We start from the raw sequence: 23,769 nt of genomic DNA on the forward strand, positions 1-23,769 counted from the left end.
TAGTTTCGACAACTAATGAATTGATTGAAAGGGTTAGTATTGACAATATTGGTCATATTGATTGGAAAATAGAGTCTATCGAAATTTAAAGGCTAATAGAGGTGATGAGACAATTTCAAGGAATTAAGTAGCGTTTGGTTGCTTAATTCCTTTTTATTTGGAAGGAAGTTTTTCACCTGATTCCTTATTTTATCTTAACTATTCAACCACTTAGAACGAGATAGAGACCAGATAGGCAAAAGACCTTGTTCTTGGAACTGGCCTTTGCTATAATGTTTTTTGTAAGGGACGTGAGGTGTCAATATCAAATAACTCAAGTTCCTAAAAAAGAAATCGGAGATAAACAAATGAAAAAATTATTGGGAATTGTATTTTTAGTAGCAGCAGCGACAGTAGTGTATTTTGGTTCTGTTGGCTGGCCAAGTTTGGACATTAACCTCTGGTCATTGATTCCGGTAGGCTTGTTCCTCTTTTTCACTCTAGAGAATCTTTTGAAAAAGGATTACAAGGCTAGTCTGATGTGTTTGATTATTGCCTTTATTATTGCGAATGCAATTTTGGACCTTTTGCCAATTTCAAGTGGTTTGGTGATTGGAGCAGGTGTGCTAGCTTGTGTAGGTATTGGTTATCTATTTCCTGATAAAGAGAGTAAATAGAAATTATTAAAAAAGATATAAAGAAAAAACACTTCAATCACTGTATTTAGTTTGATTGAGGTGTTTTCGATTTAGTTTTTTATTTCTGAGCCATCAATTCAACAATCATCTCGATATACATGACAAGGGTTAATAAGAATCCTGCACGCCAGAAGAATTTGATGAATTTAGGATAGTAAAAGCTACGTTTTTTCAGAAGGAAGAAAAAAACGAGAATAATGGCTAGGACTGAGAGGGCTAGGCCCAGTCTAGGGAGAAAATTATGGGTAAAGGTTTTAGCTGTAATTAGGTAATACTCAAATACCAAGACTGGAAAAGCCAAATCCGCAAAGTTTCGTCCTAGTTTTTTTAATCTAAAAAGTTTGGTTATGATAATGCAGACTACTAAAGTCAGTATCAATAATAAAATAGATGCTAATTTCATTAAAATCATATCCATATTGTATCATAAAAAATCGCTAATGGAAACGAGAAACAGAGGAATTTATAGGAAAGTCAGGCTTTTGAGATTGTGGGTGATTTTTGTTATAATGAAAGTTATGAAATCTTATAATACCTTGAATGATTATTATCGAAAACTCTTTGGAGAAAAGACTTTTAAAGTCCCTATTGATGCGGGGTTTGACTGTCCCAATCGTGATGGGACTGTGGCTCATGGAGGCTGTACTTTTTGTACGGTTTCAGGTTCTGGAGATGCTATCGTAGCACCGGATGCGCCTATTCGTGAGCAATTTTATAAGGAAATTGACTTTATGCATCGCAAATGGCCAGATGTTAAAAAGTATCTGGTTTATTTTCAAAACTTTACCAACACCCATGAAAAGGTGGAAGTCATCCGAGAGCGCTATGAGCAGGCTATCAACGAACCGGGTGTAGTAGGAATCAATATTGGAACGCGCCCAGACTGTTTACCAGACGAAACCATCGAATATTTGGCTGAGTTATCGGAACGCATGCATGTGACGGTTGAATTGGGCTTGCAGACCACTTATGAAGCAACCTCTGATCTGATTAACCGTGCCCATTCCTATGAGTTGTACGTGGAAACGGTTAAGCGTTTGAGAAAGTATCCCAAGATTGAGATTGTTTCCCATCTTATTAATGGCTTGCCTGGTGAAACCCATGAGATGATGATTGAAAATGTCCGTCGCTGTGTCACGGATAACGATATTCAAGGGATTAAATTGCACTTGCTTCACCTGATGACCAATACTCGTATGCAACGAGATTACCACGAAGGACGTTTGCAGTTGATGAGTCAGGACGAGTATGTCAAGGTCATCTGTGACCAACTGGAAATCATTCCCAAGCATATCGTCATCCATCGAATCACAGGAGATGCACCTAGGGATATGCTGATTGGTCCTATGTGGAGCCTCAATAAATGGGAAGTCCTCAACAGCATTGAGATGGAGATGAGACGTCGTGGAAGTGTTCAAGGATGCAAGGCTGTAAAACAGGAGTTTGAAAATGAAAAGACCACTTGAGATGGCACATGATTTTTTGGCTGAGGTAGTGACAAAAGAAGATATCGTAGTGGATGCGACAATGGGAAATGGCCATGACACGCTTTTTCTGGCCAAGCTAGCCAAGCAAGTCTATGCCTTTGATATACAGGAGCAAGCCTTGGAAAAGACCCAAGAGCGTTTGCATCAGGCTGGCCTGACAAATGCCCAGTTAATCTTGCAAGGTCATGAGACACTGGACCAGTTTGTGACAGAAGCCAAGGCAGGAATTTTCAATCTGGGCTATTTGCCGTCTGCTGATAAGTCTGTCATTACCCAACCTCAGACAACGATTGAGGCATTAGAAAAGTTGTGTGGCTTACTTGTCAAAGGTGGACGAATTGCTATTATGATCTACTATGGTCATGATGGAGGCGGCCTCGAGAGGGATGCTGTCTTGGATTTTGTTAGCCAGTTGAACCAACAAGAGTACACAGCTGCCATTTACCGAACTTTAAATCAAGTCAACAACCCACCATTTTTAGTAATGATTGAAAAATTAGAGAGATATAGACATGGATAAACAATACCTACGTGAAAAGCTGGATGCCATGCGCCAGAATTTTGTTGAATCAACCCACCACGAACGAGCAGTGGGAGTGCTAGACCAAGCGCATATGAGCAAAAAAATGCTTAAAATCAAGAAAAAATTAGTTGCTCTTGAAATGGAACGGTGCCAGAGAAAAATTGAGCACAAAGACTGTTCCAAGATTGACCAAAAAATCAAAGAGCAGAAGGAGATATTTGAATCCTGTTGTAAAAAAGATTAAGGAGGTCGTGCGTGGAATTACTGATTTACCTCATCCTATTTTTACTGGTCTTGATTGTCTCAAGTACAACCAATAAGCTCCTGCCCTTTTTGCCCCTCCCTTTGGTGCAGATTCTTTTGGGAATTGTGATTGGTCTCTTTTTACCCAATACCGACTTTCACCTCAATACAGAGTTGTTTTTGGCCCTGGTTATCGGGCCCTTGCTTTTCCGAGAGTCTGAGGAAGCAGATATTACGGCTATTTTAAAACACTGGCGAATCATTGTTTATCTCATATTTCCAGTGATTTTCATCTCGACCCTGAGTTTGGGTGGCTTGGCCCACCTTCTTTGGCTCAGTCTTCCCTTGGTGGCTTGCTTGGCTGTTGGGGCGGCACTTGGTCCTACGGACTTGGTGGCCTTTGCCTCCCTTTCGGAGCGGTTTAGCTTTCCAAAGCGCGTGTCTAATATCCTTAAGGGTGAAGGACTCTTGAATGATGCATCAGGTTTGGTTGCCTTTCAGGTAGCCTTGGCAGCTTGGACAACAGGAGCCTTTTCTCTTGGACAAGCAGGTAGTTCGCTTATCTTTTCAATCCTAGGCGGTTTTTTGATAGGCTTTTTAACAGCCATGACCAATCGCTTCCTCCATACTTTCTTGCTAAGTGTGCGCGCAACGGATATTGCCAGCGAACTTTTATTAGAATTGAGTTTGCCCCTGGTGACCTTTTTTCTAGCAGAAGAAGTACACGTTTCTGGGATTATTGCCGTTGTGGTTGCGGGGATTTTGAAGGCAAGTCGCTTTAAGAAAATCACGCTTCTCGAAGCCCAAGTGGATACTGTGACTGAGACAGTCTGGCATACAGTGACCTTTATGCTGAACGGTTCTGTCTTCGTGATTTTGGGAATGGAGTTGGAAATGATAGCAGAACCTATCTTGACCAATCCAATCTATAATCCCTTACTCTTGCTGGTGTCTCTTGTCGTTCTTACCTTTGTCCTCTTTGCCATTCGTTTTGTCATGATCTATGGCTATTATGCTTATAGGACCCGCCGCCTCAAGAAAAAGTTAAATAAGTATATGAAGGATATGCTTCTCTTGACCTTCTCAGGTGTCAAGGGAACGGTGTCGATTGCTACAATTCTTTTGATACCAAGTGATTTAGAGCAGGAATATCCAATTTTACTTTTCCTTGTCGCGGGTGTGACGCTTGTCAGCTTTTTAACAGGTCTCTTGGTCTTGCCTCATCTTTCTGACGAACAGGAAGAAAGCAAGGATTATCTTATGCATATCGCCATTTTGAATGAAGTAACGCTAGAGTTGGAAAAAGAGTTGGAAGATACCAGAAATAAACTTCCCCTCTATGCGGCTATTGACAATTATCATGGACGTATTGAAAATCTCATCCTGAGTCAAGAAAATAAGGGGGCTCAAGAAGACTGGGAGGCCTTAAAACTTCTCATCCTCAGTATTGAAAGTGATGGTTTAGAACAGGCTTACGAAGAGGACAAGATGAGTGAGCGTGCCTATCGAGTTTACCAACGTTATTTGAAAAACATGGAACAAAGTATCAATCGCAAGTTTGCTTCACGATTGACCTATTATTTCCTTGTTTCCTTGCGGATTTTACGTTTTCTCCTCCACGAAGTCTTTACCTTTGGCAAGACTTTTCGCAGTTGGAAAAATGAAGAATCACAGAAACTCAGAGCTCTTGACTATGACCAAATTGCAGAGCTCTATCTAGAAAATACAGAGATGATTATCGAAAGTTTGGAGAGCCTAAAAGGGGTTTATAAGAGTTCTTTGATCAGCTTCATGCAGGATTCTCGTCTCCGAGAAACAGCTATTATCACTAGTGGTGCCTTTGTCGAACGGGTTATCAACCGTGTCAAGCCTAACAATATCGATGAAATGCTGAGAGGGTATTATCTGGAGCGCAAGTTGATTTTCGAATATGAAGAAAAACGATTGATTACGACCAAGTATGCCAAGAAGTTACGACAAAATGTCAATAACTTAGAGAACTATTCCTTGAAGGAAGCTGCCAATACCCTGCCTTATGATATGATGGAATTGGTAAGAAGAAATTAATCAAGATTGTAAGTGAAGGAGTGTGACATGAAGAAGTGGTGGAAAGAGCTGATAGACAAGCCTTTATTAAAAGCTTTTTTGCATTATTATCAAGCATCAGATAGTGAGTTGACCAGTGTCGCAGTAGCCTACTATTGGTTGATTTCGATTTTTCCCCTGCTTTTGGTGGTGGTCAATATCCTCCCTTATTTCCAAATTCCAGTTTCTAATTTTTTAAAAGTCGTCAATGAATTCTTGCCCGATACCATGTATGATGTGGTTGCAAAGATTATTACAGAAGTACTGACCCAACCGTCAACGGGTTTATTGAGTTTTGCGGTTTTGTCAGCCCTCTGGACCTTTTCAAAATCCATGAACTTTCTGCAGAAAGCCTTTAATAAAGCTTACGGAGTTGCAAAAAATCGTGGGATGATTTCCCATCAGCTCATGAGTTTATTTGTCAGTTTTGGCTTGCAGATTCTCTTTGCCTTGGCTCTATTTTTGAGTGTTTTTGGTCGCATGCTCCTCAACCTTATCAAAAGTTACTGGAAATCAGATAGTCCTCTCTTTGATTATCTGCAAGACCTGACAGGCCCCTTGGTCTATGCTTTGATTTTTGCAATCTTGGTCATGCTTTATTATTTCCTGCCTAATGTTAAGGACCGACGAATTCGACATGTATTGCCAGGTAGTGCCTTTGTCTTGTTGACTCTGGTCTTACTGCTCAATATCTTTTCAGTCTATGTCAACAATTATGTCAATCACATAGTGGACGTGCGTTTTTTCAGTTCCGTCGTCGTGGTGGTCATGATGTTCTGGTTTATTCTCATCGCTAAGATTTTAATTGTCGGTGCGGTGATCAATGCCAGTGTTCAGAGTTTGAAAGATACAAGCTTTAGAACAGGCTAATTCTTTATTCATAACAAAACGCATACTATCAGGCTTTATAAAACCTTGATAATATGCGCTTTTTGATTGTGAAAATTAGTAGATAAACATGGCATCGCCAAAACTGAAGAAACGGTATTGTTCTTGGATGGCATGGTGATAAGCATCTAAGACTAATTCACGGCCTGCAAAGGCAGAAACCAACATGACCAGAGTTGATTTTGGCAGGTGGAAGTTGGTTGAGAAGGCATCCACGACCTTCCACTCATAGCCAGGTTTGATAAAGATATTGGTCCAGCCAGAATCTGCTTGGATTTGCCCATCAAACTTGGAACCAATAGTCTCCAAGGTGCGGATAGAAGTGGTTCCAACAGCGATGACACGACCTCCATTTTCTTTAACCGAGCGAAGGGTGGCAGCTGCTTCCTCAGAAAGCTGGTAGAACTCTGAGTGCATTTCGTGTTCGTCCAGATTGTCAACTGAAACAGGTCTAAAGGTTCCGAGTCCGACATGAAGAGTCAGATAGACTAGATGAACTCCTTTAGCTTGGATTTCTGACAGCAGTTCTTTAGTGAAGTGAAGACCAGCAGTTGGTGCAGCAGCAGAGCCACTTTCCTTGGCGTAGACGGTTTGATAACGTTCACGGTCATCCAGTTTTTCGTGGATATAAGGTGGCAGAGGCATTTCACCCAGGCTTTCCAAGACTTCTAGGAAAATTCCTTGGTATTCAAAGCGAACAATACGGCCCCCGTGGGTCAATTCTTCCGTCACGACAGCGCTGAGACGACCATCACCAAAGTTAACACGAGTGCCAACCTTGAGGCGTTTAGCAGGTTTAGCCAGAACTTCCCACTCATCTCCAGCAGTATTTTTTAGCAGGAGAAGTTCCACATGGCCTCCTGTCTCCTCTTTTTGACCATAGAGGCGAGCAGGGAGAACGCGGGTGTCGTTCATGACAAGGGCATCACCAGGTTCCAGCATGTCAATAATAGAGTGGAAGTGTTTATCCTGCATTTCTCCCGTCTCACGGTTGACGATGAGGAGTTTAGAGGCATCTCGTTTTTCAAGGGGTGTTTGGGCAATCAATTCCTCAGGTAAGTGGAAATCAAAATCAGCTGTATTCATATATCTGTTCATTCTTTCTAAGTTCTAATCTTATCCATTATAACATGTTTCAAGTGTGGACGCTCTTTTTTTAGAAATTAAATCGTTTTCACTTGACAAAAATTGGTCTATACCATATAATAAATATAGATAGAAATGGAGGATGAAAAGATGAAAGTTATTAAAGTTGAAAACCAAATCGAAGGTGGAAAAGTTGCTTTTGAGATTTTGAAGGAAAAATTGGCCAATGGAGCTCAAACACTAGGACTTGCGACTGGAAGCAGTCCACTTGAATTTTACAAGGAAATTGTTGAGAGTGACCTTGATTTTTCAAATCTAACCAGTGTCAACCTTGATGAGTATGTAGGACTTGATGGAGACAATCCTCAGTCTTACCGTCACTTCATGCAAGAAAACTTGTTCAACCAAAAACCATTTAAAGAAAGTTTCTTGCCTCGTGGGGTTAAGGATCATGCTGAAGCTGAAGTTGAACGCTACAACCAAATTTTGGCTGACCATCCAGTTGACCTGCAAATCTTGGGAATTGGTCGCAATGGACATATCGGATTTAATGAACCTGGTACTCCATTTGACAGTCAAACGCATCTGGTAGAGCTTGACCAGTCTACTATTGAAGCCAATGCGCGCTTTTTTGACAAGATTGAAGACGTCCCAACCCAAGCCATTTCAATGGGGATTAAAAATATCTTGGATGCCAAGTCAATCCTTCTCTTTGCTTATGGTGAGTCGAAAGCAGAAGCCATTGCCGAAACCGTGTCTGGTCCAGTGACTGAGAATCTACCTGCAAGTAGCCTACAAAATCACCCTGATGTGACCATTATTGCGGATGCTGAAGCGCTCAGCTTACTTGAAAAATAAAAAACGAACCCCTTCAGTTTCTTCTATCTGAGTGCTTTAAACTCTTGTATAAATGGAAGAAAAAATCAAAATTAAACCGCATTTTTTCTTGACAATTATTCCTTTTACGTGTAAAATAGAATAGATCTTGAACTTGAAGGGAGTGAAAAAAATGTCTAAAACAGTAGTACGTAAGAATGAATCTCTTGACGACGCACTTCGTCGTTTCAAACGTGCGGTTACTAAAGCTGGTACTCTTCAAGAAACACGCAAACGTGAATTCTATGAAAAACCTTCTGTAAAACGTAAACGTAAATCAGAAGCAGCTCGTAAACGTAAAAAATTCTAATTAGAAATGAAAGGCTGGAGAAATCTAGTCTTTTTTCTTTTAATACTCTTCGAAAATCTCTTCAAACCACGTCAACGTCGCCTTGCCGTAGATATGGTTACTGACTTCGTCAGTTTCATCTACAACCTCAAAGCAGTGCTTTGAGCTGACTTCGTCAGTCTTATCTGCTACCTCAAAACAGTGTTTTGAGCAACCTATGGCTAGTTTCCTAGTTTGCTCTTTGATTCTCATTGAGTATAAATAAATACTCCAAAGCCTGCAAAAATCTGAAACTTCTAAGGACAATTTGATATAATAGTAAAAAGAACTCGATTGAAGGAGGAAATGATGTCGGTTTTAGTAAAAGAAGTGATTGAAAAGCTTAGACTAGACATTGTCTATGGCGAACCAGAATTGCTTGAAAAGGAAATCAATACAGCGGATATTACGCGACCTGGTCTTGAAATGACAGGTTATTTTGACTACTACACGCCAGAGCGGATCCAGCTCTTGGGGATGAAGGAGTGGTCTTATCTGATCAGCATGCCTTCCAACAGCCGTTATGAAGTTTTGAAAAAAATGTTTCTACCTGAGACACCAGCAGTCATTGTTGCCCGTGGTTTGGTGGTTCCAGAGGAGATGTTAAAGGCAGCCAGAGAATGTAAGATTGCCATTTTAACCAGCCGTACAGCTACTAGTCGTTTGTCTGGAGAGTTATCTAGCTATCTGGATTCTCGTTTGGCAGAACGTACCAGTGTGCACGGTGTCTTGATGGATATCTATGGGATGGGTGTCTTGATTCAGGGAGATAGTGGAATAGGTAAGAGTGAGACAGGTTTAGAGCTTGTCAAACGTGGTCACCGCTTGGTAGCTGATGACCGGGTCGATATCTTTGCCAAGGATGAGATTACTCTTTGGGGTGAACCGGCTGAAATCTTGAGACACCTGATTGAAATTCGTGGGGTTGGGATTATCGATGTCATGAGCCTCTACGGTGCCAGTGCCGTCAAGGACTCTTCACAAGTCCAGCTGGCTGTTTATTTGGAAAATTACGATACACATAAAACTTTTGATCGTCTGGGAAACAATGCAGAGGAAATAGAAATTTCTGGCGTAGCCATTCCTCGTATCCGCATCCCAGTTAAAACAGGTCGTAATATCTCTGTCGTGATTGAGGCTGCTGCCATGAATTATCGTGCCAAGGAAATGGGCTTTGATGCGACGCGTTTGTTCGAAGAACGCTTGACAAATCTTATTGCTCAAAACGAGGTGCCTAATGATTGATCCAATTGCTATTCATCTAGGTCCTCTAGCTATTCGTTGGTATGCCTTGTGTATTGTTACAGGTTTGATTCTTGCGGTTTATTTGACCATGAAAGAAGCGCCTAGAAAGAAGATCATACCAGACGATATTTTAGATTTTATCTTAGTAGCCTTTCCCTTGTCTATTTTAGGAGCTCGTCTCTACTATGTCATTTTCCGTTTTGATTACTATAGTCAGAATTTGGGAGAGATTTTTGCCATTTGGAATGGTGGTTTGGCTATTTACGGTGGTTTGATTACAGGGGCTATTGTACTTTATATCTTTGCTGATCGTAAACTTATCAATACTTGGGATTTTCTAGATATTGCAGCGCCTAGCGTTATGATTGCCCAAAGTTTGGGTCGCTGGGGCAATTTCTTTAACCAAGAAGCTTATGGTGCAGCAGTGGATAATTTGGATTATCTACCTGCCTTTATCCGTGATCAGATGTATATTGAGGGGAGCTACCGTCAACCGACCTTCCTTTATGAGTCTCTATGGAATCTACTTGGCTTTGCCTTGATTTTGATATTGAGACGAAAATGGAAGAGTCTCAGACAAGGTCATATCACTGCTTTCTACTTGATTTGGTATGGTTTCGGTCGTATGGTCATCGAAGGCATGCGAACAGATAGCCTCATGTTCTTTGGCCTTCGAGTGTCTCAATGGCTTTCAGTTGTCCTTATTGGTCTCGGTATTTTTATCATTCTATATCAAAATCGAAAGAAGGCCCCTTACTATGTTACAGAGGAGGAAAACTAAATGTTAGAAGTTGCATATATTCTTGTAGCCCTTGCTTTGATTGTATTTTTAGTATATCTAATCATTACTGTACAAAAGCTTGGCCGTGTTATCGATGAAACAGAGAAGACGATTAAAACCTTGACTTCAGATGTGGATGTGACCTTGCATCACACCAATGAGTTATTGGCTAAGGTCAATGTCTTGGCAGATGATATCAATGTTAAGATGGCAACGATTGATCCACTCTTTAATGCTGTTGCAGATTTATCTCTATCTGTTTCAGACCTAAATGACCATGCGCGTGTCTTGAGTAAGAAAGCTTCATCAGCTGGTTCAAAAACACTCAAGACTGGTGCAAGTTTGTCAGCTCTTCGTCTTGCAAGTAAATTTTTCAAAAAATAAAAAAGGAGAATCCTTATGGGTAAACTATCCTCAATCCTTTTAGGAACCGTTTCAGGTGCAGCTCTTGCCTTGTTTTTAACAAGCGATAAGGGCAAACAAGTTTGCAGTCAGGCTCAAGATTTTCTAGATGATTTGAGAGAAGATCCTGAGTATGCCAAGGAGCAGGTCTGTGAAAAACTGACAGAAGTTAAGGATCAGGCTACAGATTTTGTTCTGAAAACCAAAGAACAGGTTGAGTCAGGTGAAATCACTGTGGACAGTGTACTTGCTCAAGCCAAATCATGTGCCCGTCAAGCGACAGAAGCATCAAAAAATCAATTCAATAATCTCAAGGAGCAATGGCAAGAAAAGGCCGAAACTCTTGACCAATCAGAAGAGATTGTGATTGATATCAAAGAAGAAAAAATCTAGATTTGACAGAGTTGGATAAAAATCCAATAGTAGTTGCAAATCTAGTAAATTGTATAAGATAAAACGCATAGTATTAAGGTTTTCAAGACCTGATATTATGCGTTTTTTGATTTTGAAAACTTTTTGACAAACCTTTTTTAAAACACATGAGTGTTATGATTTTTTATGGTATAATGGCAGTGTTGAAAGTAAAATATTTACATTTTTTTATATTTTACTGATATTTTAGTAATATTAAGCAATCCATTTTTCTATGATTAGAAATCAATGTAGTAGCTTATAATCAAGTAGAGGAAAAGCTCTAAAATTTTAGTCAAGAAATGATCTAGTTTTCTGTCAAGGCAAAATATTAGAACCCTCTATTTTGTAAAAAATAGTTAGAAAGAAAGTTGGTAAAATGAAAGATATTTTTAATAAACGTCAACGTTTTTCGATTCGAAAGTTTTCTGTTGGAGTGGCTTCTGTATTAATAGGAATTGCCTTGTTTACACCATCTCAGGGAGTACTTGCTTCTACGGAAAATTCTCTACCTTCTGTGGAGAAAAGAGAAGCAGTGCAACCTATATCAGATAATCAAAATAATCCTTCTTCTGAGTTAGATACCAGAGATGTTCCAATAGGATCTACAAGGACTACAGAACCCGTCAGATCTGGGGATAAGGAAAATAATAGCTTGACCACAAGGGATTTCGTGGCGGGTGAAGACAGATCAAGCACTCCAGCGGTGAGAGCAACATCAAATCCTTCCGAGGTTAAAAAGTATGAATTAACTGATGAGTATGCTAAGCAAATAAAAGCAGGAGTAATCGGTTCAGAAGGTAATAAGCTTGACAGTTTGTTACTAAACGGCCCTAAGTTAAGTCCAGAAGCTTATACAGATGAAGATTACTTGAAGGATAAAGAAGAACTTTATATTTATGAAAAGGACGGAAAAAAGTATGTAGGCTATAATAGTCATCCTATGTTAGAAGATACTGATGGTGATGGTATTATTGACAGTAAAGAAAAGCCAGATGAAAAATTAAAATGGAATGTCAGTGAGCGCGATATGATTATGTTCATGGAATTGTCTTACCGTGATGATGATTATATTGATAAAGTTTTAAATAATAAGAAGCAATTAACAGAGGCGGATTTATACAAAAAGAAAGGCGAAAGTAAACCACGCTATGAATACATGATGATGAATAGGGAATTAGCTCCTTATTGGAAAAGAAAGAAAAGCTATCATACATCCAGTGGACTAGATGCTGTCTTGTATGAAACTAAGAGTGATTTCTTATATTTACCAAATGGAACTGCACAAGTGTTAGCCTTTCGTGGAACAAGTGATGCCAAAGATATTGTGGCTGATGGAGTACTTGGAGTAGGAAGCAATCCTCAGCAAGGGAACGATGCAGAAAATATCATGCGCGAACTAGCTAAAGATAAGAGTATTACCAATCTTTATTTGACAGGACATTCTTTAGGAGGATACTTAGTACAACGGGCAATGGTTGAAGCCTATCAGTTGGCATATTCTGATAGCAGAGTCATGTCTCCTAAAGAACAGCGGGCTTATAGAAACTTTTATAATAATGTATTAAAAAAAGGAACAACATTCAATGCTCCAAAAGTTGTGACAAGTTGGGTTTCCCGTCGTGAATTTTGGCAAAAAGGTTTAGATAGCAAAAAAATAGCTAAGTCTGGTAAAATGACTCATTATATTGTTGATAATGATTCGACGATAAGAAAAGGTGTCAGCAATGATAGTGATGTTGTTATAAATGTTGGACGGACAAGCGGAGGTCATAGTTCACGTTCTTATTTTGAAGCCGATCTGATTAATAGACGATCAGAGTTTATGTCTGGGAAACGAATTTCCTTAGATGGGACAGGTTATCAAGATAAAAAAATTACAACAGTTAAATCTGTAGAAAAATTTGGAGAAACTACTGTATACAGTAAAAGCGGAGATGACATCATTAAGTCAACAACTGTGAGTATGAAAGATCCTGATACAGGACAGATTACTAAAAATACACTTGATGAAGTGTTTAAGAAAGATGGTGCCAAGGCTAAGGTTGTCGTTACACCACTTGATCCAAGTGTTCGTTATGAAAAAGACGCCACAAGGGCTAAAGAAGAAGCAAAAGTCACAGTATCTGGTACTCCAGGCACCAGAACAGTAACTACCACTTATACTGTGAATCCGACAGATGGTAGCCTCATTCCACATGAAGGAAAACCAGTTATCAAACCTTCAACTCCTACAGTGGTTAAAGTGCCAGCTAAAGATGAGGTTGAATACCTCAAAGAAGGTGATGATGTTGTTAAGAAGACAACAACTTACGCGGTCAATGCAAGTACCGGTGTCCTTACTCCAACAGAGAAAAAGGAAATCTTCAAACAAAATGGAGCTAAATCTAAGGTTGTGGTTACGCCAATACAGCCAAGTGTTCGTTATGAAAAAGACGCGACAAAAGCTAAAGGTGAATCAAAAATCACAGTATCTGGTACTCCAGGCACTAGAACAGTAACTACCACTTATACTGTGAATCCGACAGATGGTAACCTCATTCCACATGAAGGAAAACCAGTTATCAAACCTTCAACTCCTACAGTGGTCAAGGTCCCAGCTAAAGATGAGGTTGAATACCTCAAAGAAGGCGATGATGTTGTTAAGAAGACAATAACTTACGCGGTCAATGTAAGTACCGGTGCCTTAACTCCAACAGAAAAAAATGAAGTATTCAAGAAAGATGGTGCTAAATCTAAGGTTGTGGTTACGCCAATACATCCAAGTGTTCGTTATGAAAAAGACGCGACAAAAGCTAAAGGTGAAGCAAAAATCACAGTAGCTGGTACTCCAGGTACCAGAACAGTAACCACAACCTACACAGTTAATTCGACAGATGGTAACCTCATTCCACATGAAGGAAAGCCAGTTATCAAACCTTCAACTCCTACAGTGGTTAGAGTGCCAGCTAAAGATGAGGTTGAATACCTCAAAGAAGGCGATGATGTTGTTAAGAAGACAACAACTTACGCGGTCAATGTAAGTACCGGTGCCTTAACTCCAACAGAAAAAAATGAAGTGTTCAAGAAAGATGGTGCTAAATCTAAGGTTGTTGTTACGCCAATAGAGCCAAGTATTCGTTATGAAAAAGACGCGACAAAAGCTAAAGGTGAAGCAAAAATCACAGTAGCTGGTACTCCAGGCACTAGAACAGTAACTACCACTTATGCTGTGAATTCGATAGATGGCAGCCTCATTCCACATGAAGAACCGGCAGTAGTAGTTCCATCAAAACCGACAGTGGTCAAGGTCCCAGCTAAAGATGAGGTTGAATACCTTAAAGAAGGCGATGATGTTGTTAAGAAGACTACAAGCTACGAAGTCAATGCAAGTACCGGTGCCCTTACTCCAACAGTAAGGAAAGACATTGCCAGTCCAAATGGCGTTAAATCCAAAGTCGTAACCAAAATAATTCCGGTAACAACACGGTATGAAGCAGATAAAACCAAAGATGTAGGAACTAATACGGTTACTAATAATGGATCTGAAGGTAAGATAGTAACAACAACATCAACACTTGTTAATGAAACTAATGGTACGGTAACGGATGGAACACCGATCGTTAGTAGAACAGAAATGGTACCAAAAGTCGTTAAAGTTGGTGCCAAGGACAAAGTAGTAGAAACCCCGATTGAACCAGAAGTTGAGTACGTCAGAGATGGTGAACGAGAAGTTGACACACCTAATGAACACGTTGAAGGAGCTAAAGGTAAAACAGTTACTACAACCACTTATGATGTAGATCCAAAGGACGGTCATATCACAGAACACGTTGGTAATCCAGTCGTCACCCCAGCATGCAAAACAATTGTTAAAGTTGGTGCGAAAACTAAGGTTGAACAATCTAAAGATTCTGAAGGTCGTGATGTGATTGATACCACTACCTATGAAGTTGATCCAAAAACAGGTAAGGTAACTCCTACAACAGTTCGAACTTATGGAACAACGAAAGAACCAACGACTGAGACAAGACCTGTACCATCCCCTGTTGTCTATGAAAAAGACGATAGTCGTGACAAAGATTTAGAACCAGTTCGAAAAGAAGGAACTCCTGGAGAAGACACCATCACCACAACGTACACAGTAGATCCTAATACTGGAAAGATTACAGCAAGTGAAGGTCAACCAGTTCGTACGAAAGAACCAACTAATACTATTGTCAAAGTCGCAGCGAAGGATAAAGTAGAAACAACCGAAATCCCATCACCTAAGAAGTATGTGAAAGATGATACACGTGACAAAGATCAACCGAATGTGGAAGAAGCAGGTCGAGCAGGTTCACGTACAACAACCACTACTTACAAAGTAAATCCAGCAGATGGAACAATTACAGAAAGAGTAGGAGAACCAGTAGTAGTAAATCCAACAGAAACAATTGTCAAAGTTGCAGCGAAGGACAAAGTAGTAGAAACACCAATTGAGCCAGAAGTTGAGTATGTTAGAGATGTTGAAAAAGACTTCGGTACACCAGCTCAGCGTACTGAGGGTGAAAAAGGTAAAACAGTCACTACAACCACTTACGATGTAGATCCAAAGGACGGTCATATTACAGAACACGTTGGTAATCCAGTCGTCACCCCAGCAGGTAAGACAATCGTTAAAATTGGTGCGAAAACTAAGGTTGAACAATCTAAAGATCCTGAAGGTCGTGATGTGATTGATACCACTACCTATGAAGTTGATCCAAAAACAGGTAATGTAACTCCGACAACAGTTCGAACTTATGGAACAAGTAAAGAACCAACAGTAGAGTTAGAACAATCTCCTAAGACAGGTGATGCTACAGTGACACCGAAGAAGCGAGATGACTCAACATCCCCATCAGGGACTAAGGTAGAAATGCCAGGTGAAGATGGAAAAGGTAAAGTACCCAACAGTGACCTCCCAGAAGGTAAAGTTACAAAACCAGGTCAGATTACTGAGCCAGATAAACCATCTGTTGAAGTTCCTGAGGTAACAACCCCAACAGGTAAGACGCCAAAAGTAGAGTTAGAACAAAATCCTAAGACAGGTGATGTTACAGTAACACCGAAAAAAACAGATAGTTCAACATATCAACCAGGAACTAAGGTAGAAATCCCAGGTGAAAATGGAGAAGGTAAAGTTACAGAACCAGGTAAACCATCTGTGGAAGTTCCAGTCGAAAATCCACCTGAGGTAACAATTTTTGAAAACGGTGTATTACCAGATTCGATTGAATTGCCAGAGCTAATGATTGAGGTTCGATGGATTGATGAAGCTGGAAATGTATTGAAACCATCCGTTAAGACAGGTAATGAAAAGGATGCTGAACATGGATCAATTCCAGGATATGAATTTGTACGAACTGTGATTGATGAAAATGAACCAGTAATGACCCACATTTTCAGAAAAGTAAGTGGAAGTACAATTCCAAATACAATTCCAGTAACTCCAGTCCTACCTGATATTAATGGAAATTCTGGTCACGATACGGCTGCGCTAACAACTCCAACTCCAGTTGCGTCAGCAACACATGATGCTAATGGAAATTCTGGTCAAGATAAACCAGCACCAGCTACTCCAACTCCAAATGCAGTTCAGGTAGATACTAAGACTACTGTTGATAATGGAGCTAAGTCAAATGATTCTCAAAATGTATTGCCAAATACAGGAACAGAATCAAATGCGTCTCTTGCATCTCTAGGACTTCTTGGACTATTGAGTGGATTTGGACTTGTAGCTCGCAAGAAAAAAGAAGACTAAAAATTTAGTCAAAATATGAACTGTTCATTGTTAAGTGGACAATGAATAGAAAAGATTAAACAACGGCTTTGTTCCTCGTTTTAAGAGGTACAAGGCCGTTGTTGTGTTTTTGGAAAGTAGATGCTAATCTTTGTACTAAGAATCTCAATTGGATACGCTATTAATTGGGATATGGAGTGAGTCATTTGTTACCATTAAATTTTTTAGGTGATTATTTTTTACTATTGAAAATGACGATGAATTATCTGATACGATATGTGGTTACATATTTATTTTAAAGCTAGAGAGTTTGTTATACCTCAAAATATAACATAATAATATTTTATGTATAGTTAAACAATTTATCCTTTATTCTATGGAATAAAACAGTTTTATCTTGTGTAAATATATTAAAAATGGTATAATCGAGCTGTGATAGCTGTGATAGCTGTGATAGCTGTGATAGCTGTGATAGCTGTGATAGCTGTGATAGCTGTGATAGCTGTGATAGCTGTGATGTGTAAGATATGCTCATCATAGCAGGTTTCATGGGTGCATTACTATAAGATGTGTAGCCATGAAGGTTGCTTTTAATTTGATTTTGTGTTTTAACATAAGGAGGAACAATGGAAAATAAATCAAATTCGCTCAATAGAATCAAGCGTCAGCAACGTGAAAAAGTTTTGCGCTTTTCTATTCGTAAATATAGTTTCGGTGCCGCTTCAGTTGCTGTTGCAGCGCTGATGTTTTTGGGTGCCCGCGTTGCGAGTGCGGATAGTCTAGTTGACAAGACTTCACAACTTAATGCGGGTGTAGTGAATCCTAAAAATGAGGCCGAATTGCCTAAAGAGAGTCCAGACACTACTGAAGAAAAAGTAGATGCAGAAAATCAAGCGCTTACAAGCACTGTGAATAACGCGCCTACAGTTGATAAAGCCAAGTTGAAAAAAGTAGTTGAAGAGTTAAATGTTCTTCTTTCAACTAAATTAAACCTTGACGAGTCAGTAGTATCGCCTGTTAAGGACAGACTTCAAAAAGGGAAAGAAGCCCTAGAAAGTTCTGAGCTAGCTCAAAAGGATATCGACGAGCTTGTAGAACTCTTGTCTAAAGATGTGACAGTCGTATCAGCTGCTAAGGAAGCAACTGAGGTTCAAGTTGATAAACAAGCAGATAAAACTGAGAAGCCAGCTGACAATCTAGCAAGTCAAACTTCTCCTGAAGTAAGTGCAAGCGAAGAGAGTCAAACTGTATCAGCTAAAAAAGATACTTTGAAAGTATCTGTAGATCAATTGCAGGCGGCTGTTTTGGAATTGCCTGAGCATGAGACTAGCAAAGAAGTTCTTGAAAAAGCCAATGAACTATTGGGCTTGGCTCAAGGAGTTCTTGAAAATACAACAGTTTCTCTGAACGATGTTGAAGATATGACAAAACGTGTGAAGAGAATGTTTAACTCTGTTAAAAACGCTACAACACGTTTGACTTCAGGTGCTCGTGACTCACGTAACGGCAAGAGCATGGGAGAAGGAGCACAGTTTAGAGCGACTACTGTTGAATATGGTCGTGTAGAAAATGCCTTAATTAATGTTAAAGAATATATATCAGAAGCTAAAGGGCAAGGAGCAACGACTATTGGGGATCGTGATCGTACGATTTCAAAAACGTTTATGACGGCAAAATATAGTGAAGAAGGTGGTAAGAAATTTATTACTTACGACGTTTACTTCCAAAATGATGGTAAAGCCTTGGATGGAGTAACTAATAATACGTTTTGGTTCTATCCGCCACGTGACATTTTGTATAATAGTGGTAATAACTATCCAGTAGGGACTATTTACGAATCTTATTACGAACGATATACAAATAATAGAGGTACAGGGACGCTTTCTGATAATCCTAATCATTTCACTAAGGTAGGGGATACGTATAATATTCCTTTAAAAAGTTATAAGTATCAAGATTCGGGTGCTAGAAGATCATGGAATGATAGAAATCTTCTTTATCAGCTGGATGGTGGCCCAGGTAGAGATAATCAACGACAAGAAATGTTGAAAAATTTACAAGATAATTCTGAACTAAATGGGATTATTAAATCAAACGGTAGCTATCCTGGAGGGTCTTATTCTCATATATTAACTATAAGTAGTCATCAAAATTATGCTTACAAATATCATGTAAAAATGCGCCTAAGAGATAATGTGACTGCTGCAGAAGCACAAAAAGCAGGGAGTATGGCTGTAACTACTAAGGCTGGCTCAGCTACGAATGCAACTGCGGGATACGTCTATGCTGGTCTTGGAACAAGAGTAGTAAGTCAACCCGACGCACCATTAGACCCAATTCAAGGTTTAACCGTTACAAAAACAGTAGGAGATGCTTTGGGAAATCCAGATGATCCTGTAAATTCAGGTTATGTCAGACATAAAGAGGGAAAACCATTTCCTTCGGGTATGACTTGGAGTTGGAAAGATGGTGTCAAGCCAACAAGTACAGCACAAGCTGGAGTATTCAAATATACTTCTGTTGCTACTTATAAAGACGGTACTAAATCAACTGATGCCAATTCAGGTTCAGATGGAAGAGTTACAGTAATCGTTAAACCAAAACAACCGACTATTACAACAAGTGTTGCCAATAAAAAAGGCTTAACAAATCAACAAATTACTGTTAATGTTGGAAGTGGAGTGAAAGATGGTTCTACAGTTAAGCTTTACGATGGTGATAGAGTGATCGGAACTGGAGTTACAAAAGGACAGACTGCGACAGTTACAGTTAAAGAAGCTTTACCAGGAAAACCTATTACAGCTGAAACAGTTGTGAATAATGGTGGAACAGTAACTTCTGTTCGAAGCAATCCTGTTACTCCAACAGAAGCACCAGATAACCAACCACCTACATTAGCAATATCACCAGCTAACCAAACAGTAGTAGAAGGTGATAAAGTAACCTTTACAGTAACAGCAAAAGATAATAAAGTTGTTAATATAGATGGTTCTGATTTCCTAAAAAAATATGGCACTAGAATTACTTCTGGAAATGCAACAAATACGAATGTTAAAACAACAGATTCAGAAAAAGTAACTACAATTACTATTACTACAAGTAAAGAAGACGTCGGTAAAACAAATACGATTACTTTCAATGCTAGTGATAATGCGGGTAATAAAGCTAAGCCAGTAACATTTACATTCAATGTAACACCACGTGATACTCAAAAACCAGAAGCGACGTTAAATGGAGTTCGTTTGACTGAAAATGCTAATGCACCAATATTTACAGTTTATCGTGGAGCTACATTTAACCCAGAATTAAAAGTATGGGATAACTCTGGTGTAATCTCTAAAGTAACAACAGGAAATCTTCCATATGGAATAACAGCATCTACATTTACAGCTCAAACAGGTAAAACTGAAAAAACACCATACACAACACGTTTATCTTCAGGTACAGTATTGAATACTCAAACGCTAGGAGACCACATAGGAACTCTTCATGTAGAAGGAAGTAGTGCTACAGATAGTCGTGATTTAAAATTCAAATATCGTGTAGTTGATATTGAATCAAAAAATCTAGAGAACGGTGTAGCAAAAGTACCAGTAGGTTCAACATTGAATGTAGCAAACAGTGGTAAAAATATTGATGCACATAACTATCTAAAAGTAGTAGATAGTAAAGACTTGGCAGATCGTGGAAACAATTATTTACCAAGCGGTATGACGTGGACATGGAAACAAGGAGATAATTTAGATCCAGGAACAACACTTGATAATTCAGGGAAATATACTCGAAATGCAACAGCAATATTCCCAAGTAGTGTTTCAGATGTTAATAGTACAACTAGAAAAACATTTGCTCCAGTAGAAATCAAGCGTCCGGTAGTTTTAGCAGTAACACCAACAGCGCCTAGCGTAGTTGGAAATGAGAATGGTAGTGTAACAATTACTCCACCAACACGCCCTAATAGTACTAATCCACAGGATATTGATACTATTACGCTTACTTACACACCGACAGGTAAAACAAGTCCAGAGACTGTAACAGTTACAAAATCAGGAAATACTTGGACAGCGACAGTAAATGGTAAACCAACGGATAAAGTATCAGTAACACCTGCAGGTGTAGTTACAATTCCAGATTCGGAAGTTGCAGATAAAACAGAAGTAACTGCCAAAGTTTCTAAGAGAATTGATAATAACCTAACTCTTGAGAGTCCTGTAGCTAAAGATACCACTAAGAACTCAAAACCACAAACACCAGTAGCAACAGCAAAAGATAATGGTGATGTTACAGGTAAACCACAAGATCCAGCAAAAGTAGATAAGATTACGGTTAGCTATATAGGGGAAGATAACCAACCAAAAACGGCTGTAGGAAAGAAAGATCCAAAAGGAAACTGGACAGTAGATAAACCAGAGGTACAAATCAATCCAAATACTGGAGAAATCACGATTCCAGCGGACAAAGTAAAAGATTTGACAGAAGTAACAGTAGTTACAAAAAATGGAGATGGAGCTGATTCAGATTCAGCAAAAGCAGTGGCAAGAGACACTCAAAAACCACAAGCTACTTTAAATGGTGTTACATTAACAGAAACAGCTAATTCACCAATCTTTACAGTCTATCGTGGTGCTGAATTTAACCCTGAATTGAAGGTATGGGATAACTCAGGAACAATCTCAAAAGTAACAGTTGGAAATCTTCCGTATGGTGTAACTGCTTCTAACTTTACAGCTCAAACCGGTAAAGATGGAAGTTCAGAAGACAAGAAGTATAAAACTCGTTTATCTTCAGGAACAGTAGTGAACACACAAACACTAGGAGAACACATAGGGACTCTACATGTTGAAGGAAGCAGTGCTACTGACAGCCGTGATTTGAAATTCAAATATCGAGTGGTTGATATTGAGACTAGAAACCTTGAAAATGGTATCGCAAAAGTACCAGTAGCTTCAACGTTGAATGTAGCCAATAGTGGTAAAAATATTGATGCTCATAGATATCTTAAGGTTGTAGATAGTGAAGATAAAGCAGATCGTGGAAACAATTATTTACCAAGTGGTATGACGTGGACATGGAAAGCTGGAGATAAATTAGATTCAGGAACAACACTAGATAACTCAGGGAAATATACTCGAAACGCAACAGCAGTATTCCCGGATACCAGCAAAAATTCTATTACGGATGTAAATAGTACAACTAGAACAACATTTGCACCTGCAGAAATTAAGCGTCAAGTAGTGTTGGCAGTAACACCAACAGTACCTAGTATAGTAGGTAATTCGGATGGTAGTGTGACAATTACCCCACCAACACGCCCTAATAGTACTAATCCACAAGATATTGATACTATCACCCTTACTTATGTACCAACAGGTAAGACTACACCAGAAACTGTAACAGTTACAAAATCAGGAAATACTTGGACTGTAAATGGTAAGACAGCTGATAAAGTGTCAGTAACCCCTGCAGGCGTTGTGACAATTTCTGATGCTGAGGTTGCAGATAAAACAGAAATAACTGCAAAAGTTTCTAAGAGAATTGATAATGTAGTTCTTGAGAGTCCAGTAGCTAGAGGAACAGCAAATGGTAGTTTGGGAGCTGAAGTTACTCCACCAGCACCAGTTCTGGAAAAAGAAAAAACTACGCCAGTTACAGTAGTAACACCAAACAAACCAGGTTCAACAATCACCACAGAAACACCAGTAAATGGATTAACAGTAGATGGCGATGGTAACTTAACTGGTACACCAACTGTCACAGATTGGGGACCGAAAGAAGAAGAACGTAAAGTTACGATCCCAGTTAAAGTTAAACATGGTGACGAGGTAGTTCCTGTAAATGTTCCAGTTACTATCCAACGCGATACAGATGGAGACGGTATTCCAGATAAAGTAGACACAGATGATGACAACGATGGAATTCCAGACAAGGATGAAGAGAAAAACGGAACAGATCCTAAGACACCAACAACTCAAACTCCTACAATCGATATCACTCGTAAACCAAATGGAGATGCAGTAGTAACGCCTAAGAAACCAGATGGATCAACATACCCACCAGGAACTAAGGTAGAAATTCCAGGTGAAGATGGAACACCAATCACAGTCACAATCGGTGACAATGGTTCAGGAGAAGTACCAAATGATAAGCTTCCAAAAGGAGACTTGCCAGGAAAAGGAACAGTAACAGAACCTAACAAGAACCCATCGAAACCAGTGGAAGTAACAACACCAGCACGTAAGACACCAACAGTGGAATTGGAACAAGATCCAGATACAGGTGAAGTTACAGTAACACCGAAGAAACCAGATGGAACAACATATCCACCAGGAACTAAGGTAGAGATTCCAGGTAAAGATGGTAATCCAATCACAGTCACAATCGGTGAAGACGGAAAAGGTAAAGTACCAAATAGTGAGTTACCAGAAGGTAAAGTACCAGGCACAAGTAAGATTACGGTCCCAGGTAAACCATCAGTGGACGTTCCTAATGTAACGACTCCATCTAAGCTTATCCCAACAGTGGAATTGGAACAAGATCCAGATACGGGTGAAGTTACAGTAACACCGAAGAAACCAGATGGAACAACATATCCACCAGGAACTAAGGTAGAGATCCCAGGTAAAGATGGTAATCCAATCACAGTAACCATCGGTGAAGACGGAAAAGGTAAAGTACCAAATAGTGAGTTACCAGAAGGTAAAGTACCAGGCACAAGTAAGATTACGGTCCCAGGTAAACCATCAGTGGACGTTCCTAATGTAACGACTCCATCTAAGCTTATCCCAACAGTGGAATTGGAACAAGATCCAGATACGGGTGAAGTTACAGTAACACCGAAGAAACCAGATGGAGCAACATATCCACCAGGAACTAAGGTAGAGATTCCAGGTAAAGATGGTAATCCAATCACAGTCACAATCGGTGAAGACGGAAAAGGTAAAGTACCAAATAGTGAGTTACCAGAAGGTAAAGTACCAGGCACAAGTAAGATTAC

The 23,769-nt window shown here is 39.5% G+C and carries 16 protein-coding genes; 14 read left to right on the top strand and 2 right to left on the bottom strand.

Features of this window, described 5'->3' with window-relative positions; all coding sequences use genetic code 11:
• Positions 1-347 precede the first annotated feature (347 nt).
• Complete coding sequence (locus CYK16_RS06680; RefSeq protein WP_060805173.1) at positions 348-656, top strand: hypothetical protein; 309 nt, start codon at positions 348-350, stop codon at positions 654-656.
• Positions 657-735: 79 nt separating this feature from the next.
• Here the strand turns inward: CYK16_RS06680 and CYK16_RS06685 are convergent, their stop codons facing one another.
• Entirely contained in the window at positions 736-1,095 is a 360-nt protein-coding gene (locus tag CYK16_RS06685) for a DUF3397 domain-containing protein (protein WP_004236494.1), read from the bottom strand.
• A 91-nt stretch (positions 1,096-1,186) separates the two neighbouring features.
• On the opposite strand from CYK16_RS06685, the gene mnmL reads away from it, so the two are divergent.
• From mnmL to CYK16_RS06710, 5 genes are read left to right on the top strand one after another with little or no spacing between them, the layout of a single operon-like run.
• Positions 1,187-2,143: a tRNA modification radical SAM protein MnmL/YtqA gene (gene mnmL, locus CYK16_RS06690; protein WP_060805172.1), complete on the top strand. Its 957-nt coding sequence runs from the start codon at positions 1,187-1,189 to the stop codon at positions 2,141-2,143.
• Positions 2,127-2,684, top strand: coding sequence for a tRNA 5-(aminomethyl)-2-thiouridylate-methyltransferase MnmM (mnmM, locus tag CYK16_RS06695; protein ID WP_060805171.1), 558 nt, complete (start codon positions 2,127-2,129; stop codon positions 2,682-2,684). The genes mnmL and mnmM overlap by 17 nt, the downstream gene beginning before the upstream one ends.
• Positions 2,677-2,931, top strand: coding sequence for a hypothetical protein (locus CYK16_RS06700; protein WP_000361085.1), 255 nt, complete (start codon positions 2,677-2,679; stop codon positions 2,929-2,931). The genes mnmM and CYK16_RS06700 overlap by 8 nt, the downstream gene beginning before the upstream one ends.
• Positions 2,932-2,942: 11 nt before the next feature.
• Positions 2,943-4,997 carry a cation:proton antiporter gene (locus CYK16_RS06705; protein WP_101776813.1) on the top strand — a complete coding sequence of 685 codons (2,055 nt, stop codon included), beginning with the start codon at positions 2,943-2,945 and terminating at the stop codon, positions 4,995-4,997.
• Between the two features lie 27 nt (positions 4,998-5,024).
• On the top strand, positions 5,025-5,885 hold the full coding sequence (locus CYK16_RS06710; RefSeq protein WP_101776814.1) for a YihY/virulence factor BrkB family protein: 861 nt from the start codon (positions 5,025-5,027) through the stop codon (positions 5,883-5,885).
• Between the two features lie 75 nt (positions 5,886-5,960).
• Here CYK16_RS06710 and queA read toward each other — a convergent pair whose 3' ends face one another.
• Complete coding sequence (gene queA / locus CYK16_RS06715; protein ID WP_101776815.1) at positions 5,961-6,989, bottom strand: tRNA preQ1(34) S-adenosylmethionine ribosyltransferase-isomerase QueA; 1,029 nt, start codon at positions 6,987-6,989, stop codon at positions 5,961-5,963.
• A 150-nt stretch (positions 6,990-7,139) separates the two neighbouring features.
• Between queA and CYK16_RS06720 the strand changes: the two genes are divergently transcribed.
• From CYK16_RS06720 to CYK16_RS06760, 8 genes are all read left to right on the top strand, one after another.
• Positions 7,140-7,847 carry a glucosamine-6-phosphate deaminase gene (locus CYK16_RS06720; RefSeq protein ID WP_060805167.1) on the top strand — a complete coding sequence of 236 codons (708 nt, stop codon included), beginning with the start codon at positions 7,140-7,142 and terminating at the stop codon, positions 7,845-7,847.
• A 151-nt stretch (positions 7,848-7,998) separates the two neighbouring features.
• Positions 7,999-8,175 (top strand): 30S ribosomal protein S21, encoded by a 177-nt coding sequence (rpsU, locus tag CYK16_RS06725; RefSeq protein WP_000048054.1) that lies wholly within the window; start codon positions 7,999-8,001, stop codon positions 8,173-8,175.
• Between the two features lie 327 nt (positions 8,176-8,502).
• A complete protein-coding gene (hprK, locus tag CYK16_RS06735; protein WP_060805165.1) occupies positions 8,503-9,438 on the top strand; it encodes an HPr(Ser) kinase/phosphatase in 936 nt (311 codons plus the stop codon).
• Positions 9,431-10,219, top strand: a complete 789-nt coding sequence (lgt, locus tag CYK16_RS06740; RefSeq protein ID WP_060805164.1) for a prolipoprotein diacylglyceryl transferase — start codon at positions 9,431-9,433, stop codon at positions 10,217-10,219. The genes hprK and lgt overlap by 8 nt, the downstream gene beginning before the upstream one ends.
• Entirely contained in the window at positions 10,220-10,603 is a 384-nt protein-coding gene (locus tag CYK16_RS06745; protein ID WP_060805163.1) for a DUF948 domain-containing protein, read from the top strand.
• Between the two features lie 15 nt (positions 10,604-10,618).
• On the top strand, positions 10,619-11,014 hold the full coding sequence (locus CYK16_RS06750; protein WP_060805162.1) for a YtxH domain-containing protein: 396 nt from the start codon (positions 10,619-10,621) through the stop codon (positions 11,012-11,014).
• A 397-nt stretch (positions 11,015-11,411) separates the two neighbouring features.
• Positions 11,412-16,796, top strand: a complete 5,385-nt coding sequence (locus tag CYK16_RS06755) for a G5 domain-containing protein (RefSeq protein ID WP_101776817.1) — start codon at positions 11,412-11,414, stop codon at positions 16,794-16,796.
• 605 nt (positions 16,797-17,401) lie between these two features.
• On the top strand, positions 17,402-23,769 hold a 6,368-nt coding region (locus tag CYK16_RS06760; protein ID WP_142374673.1), incomplete at its 3' end, for a YSIRK-type signal peptide-containing protein.

The sequence above is a fragment of the Streptococcus oralis subsp. dentisani genome (assembly GCF_002860905.1).
In the GTDB taxonomy this organism is placed as follows: Bacteria; Bacillota; Bacilli; order Lactobacillales; family Streptococcaceae; genus Streptococcus; species Streptococcus oralis_BA.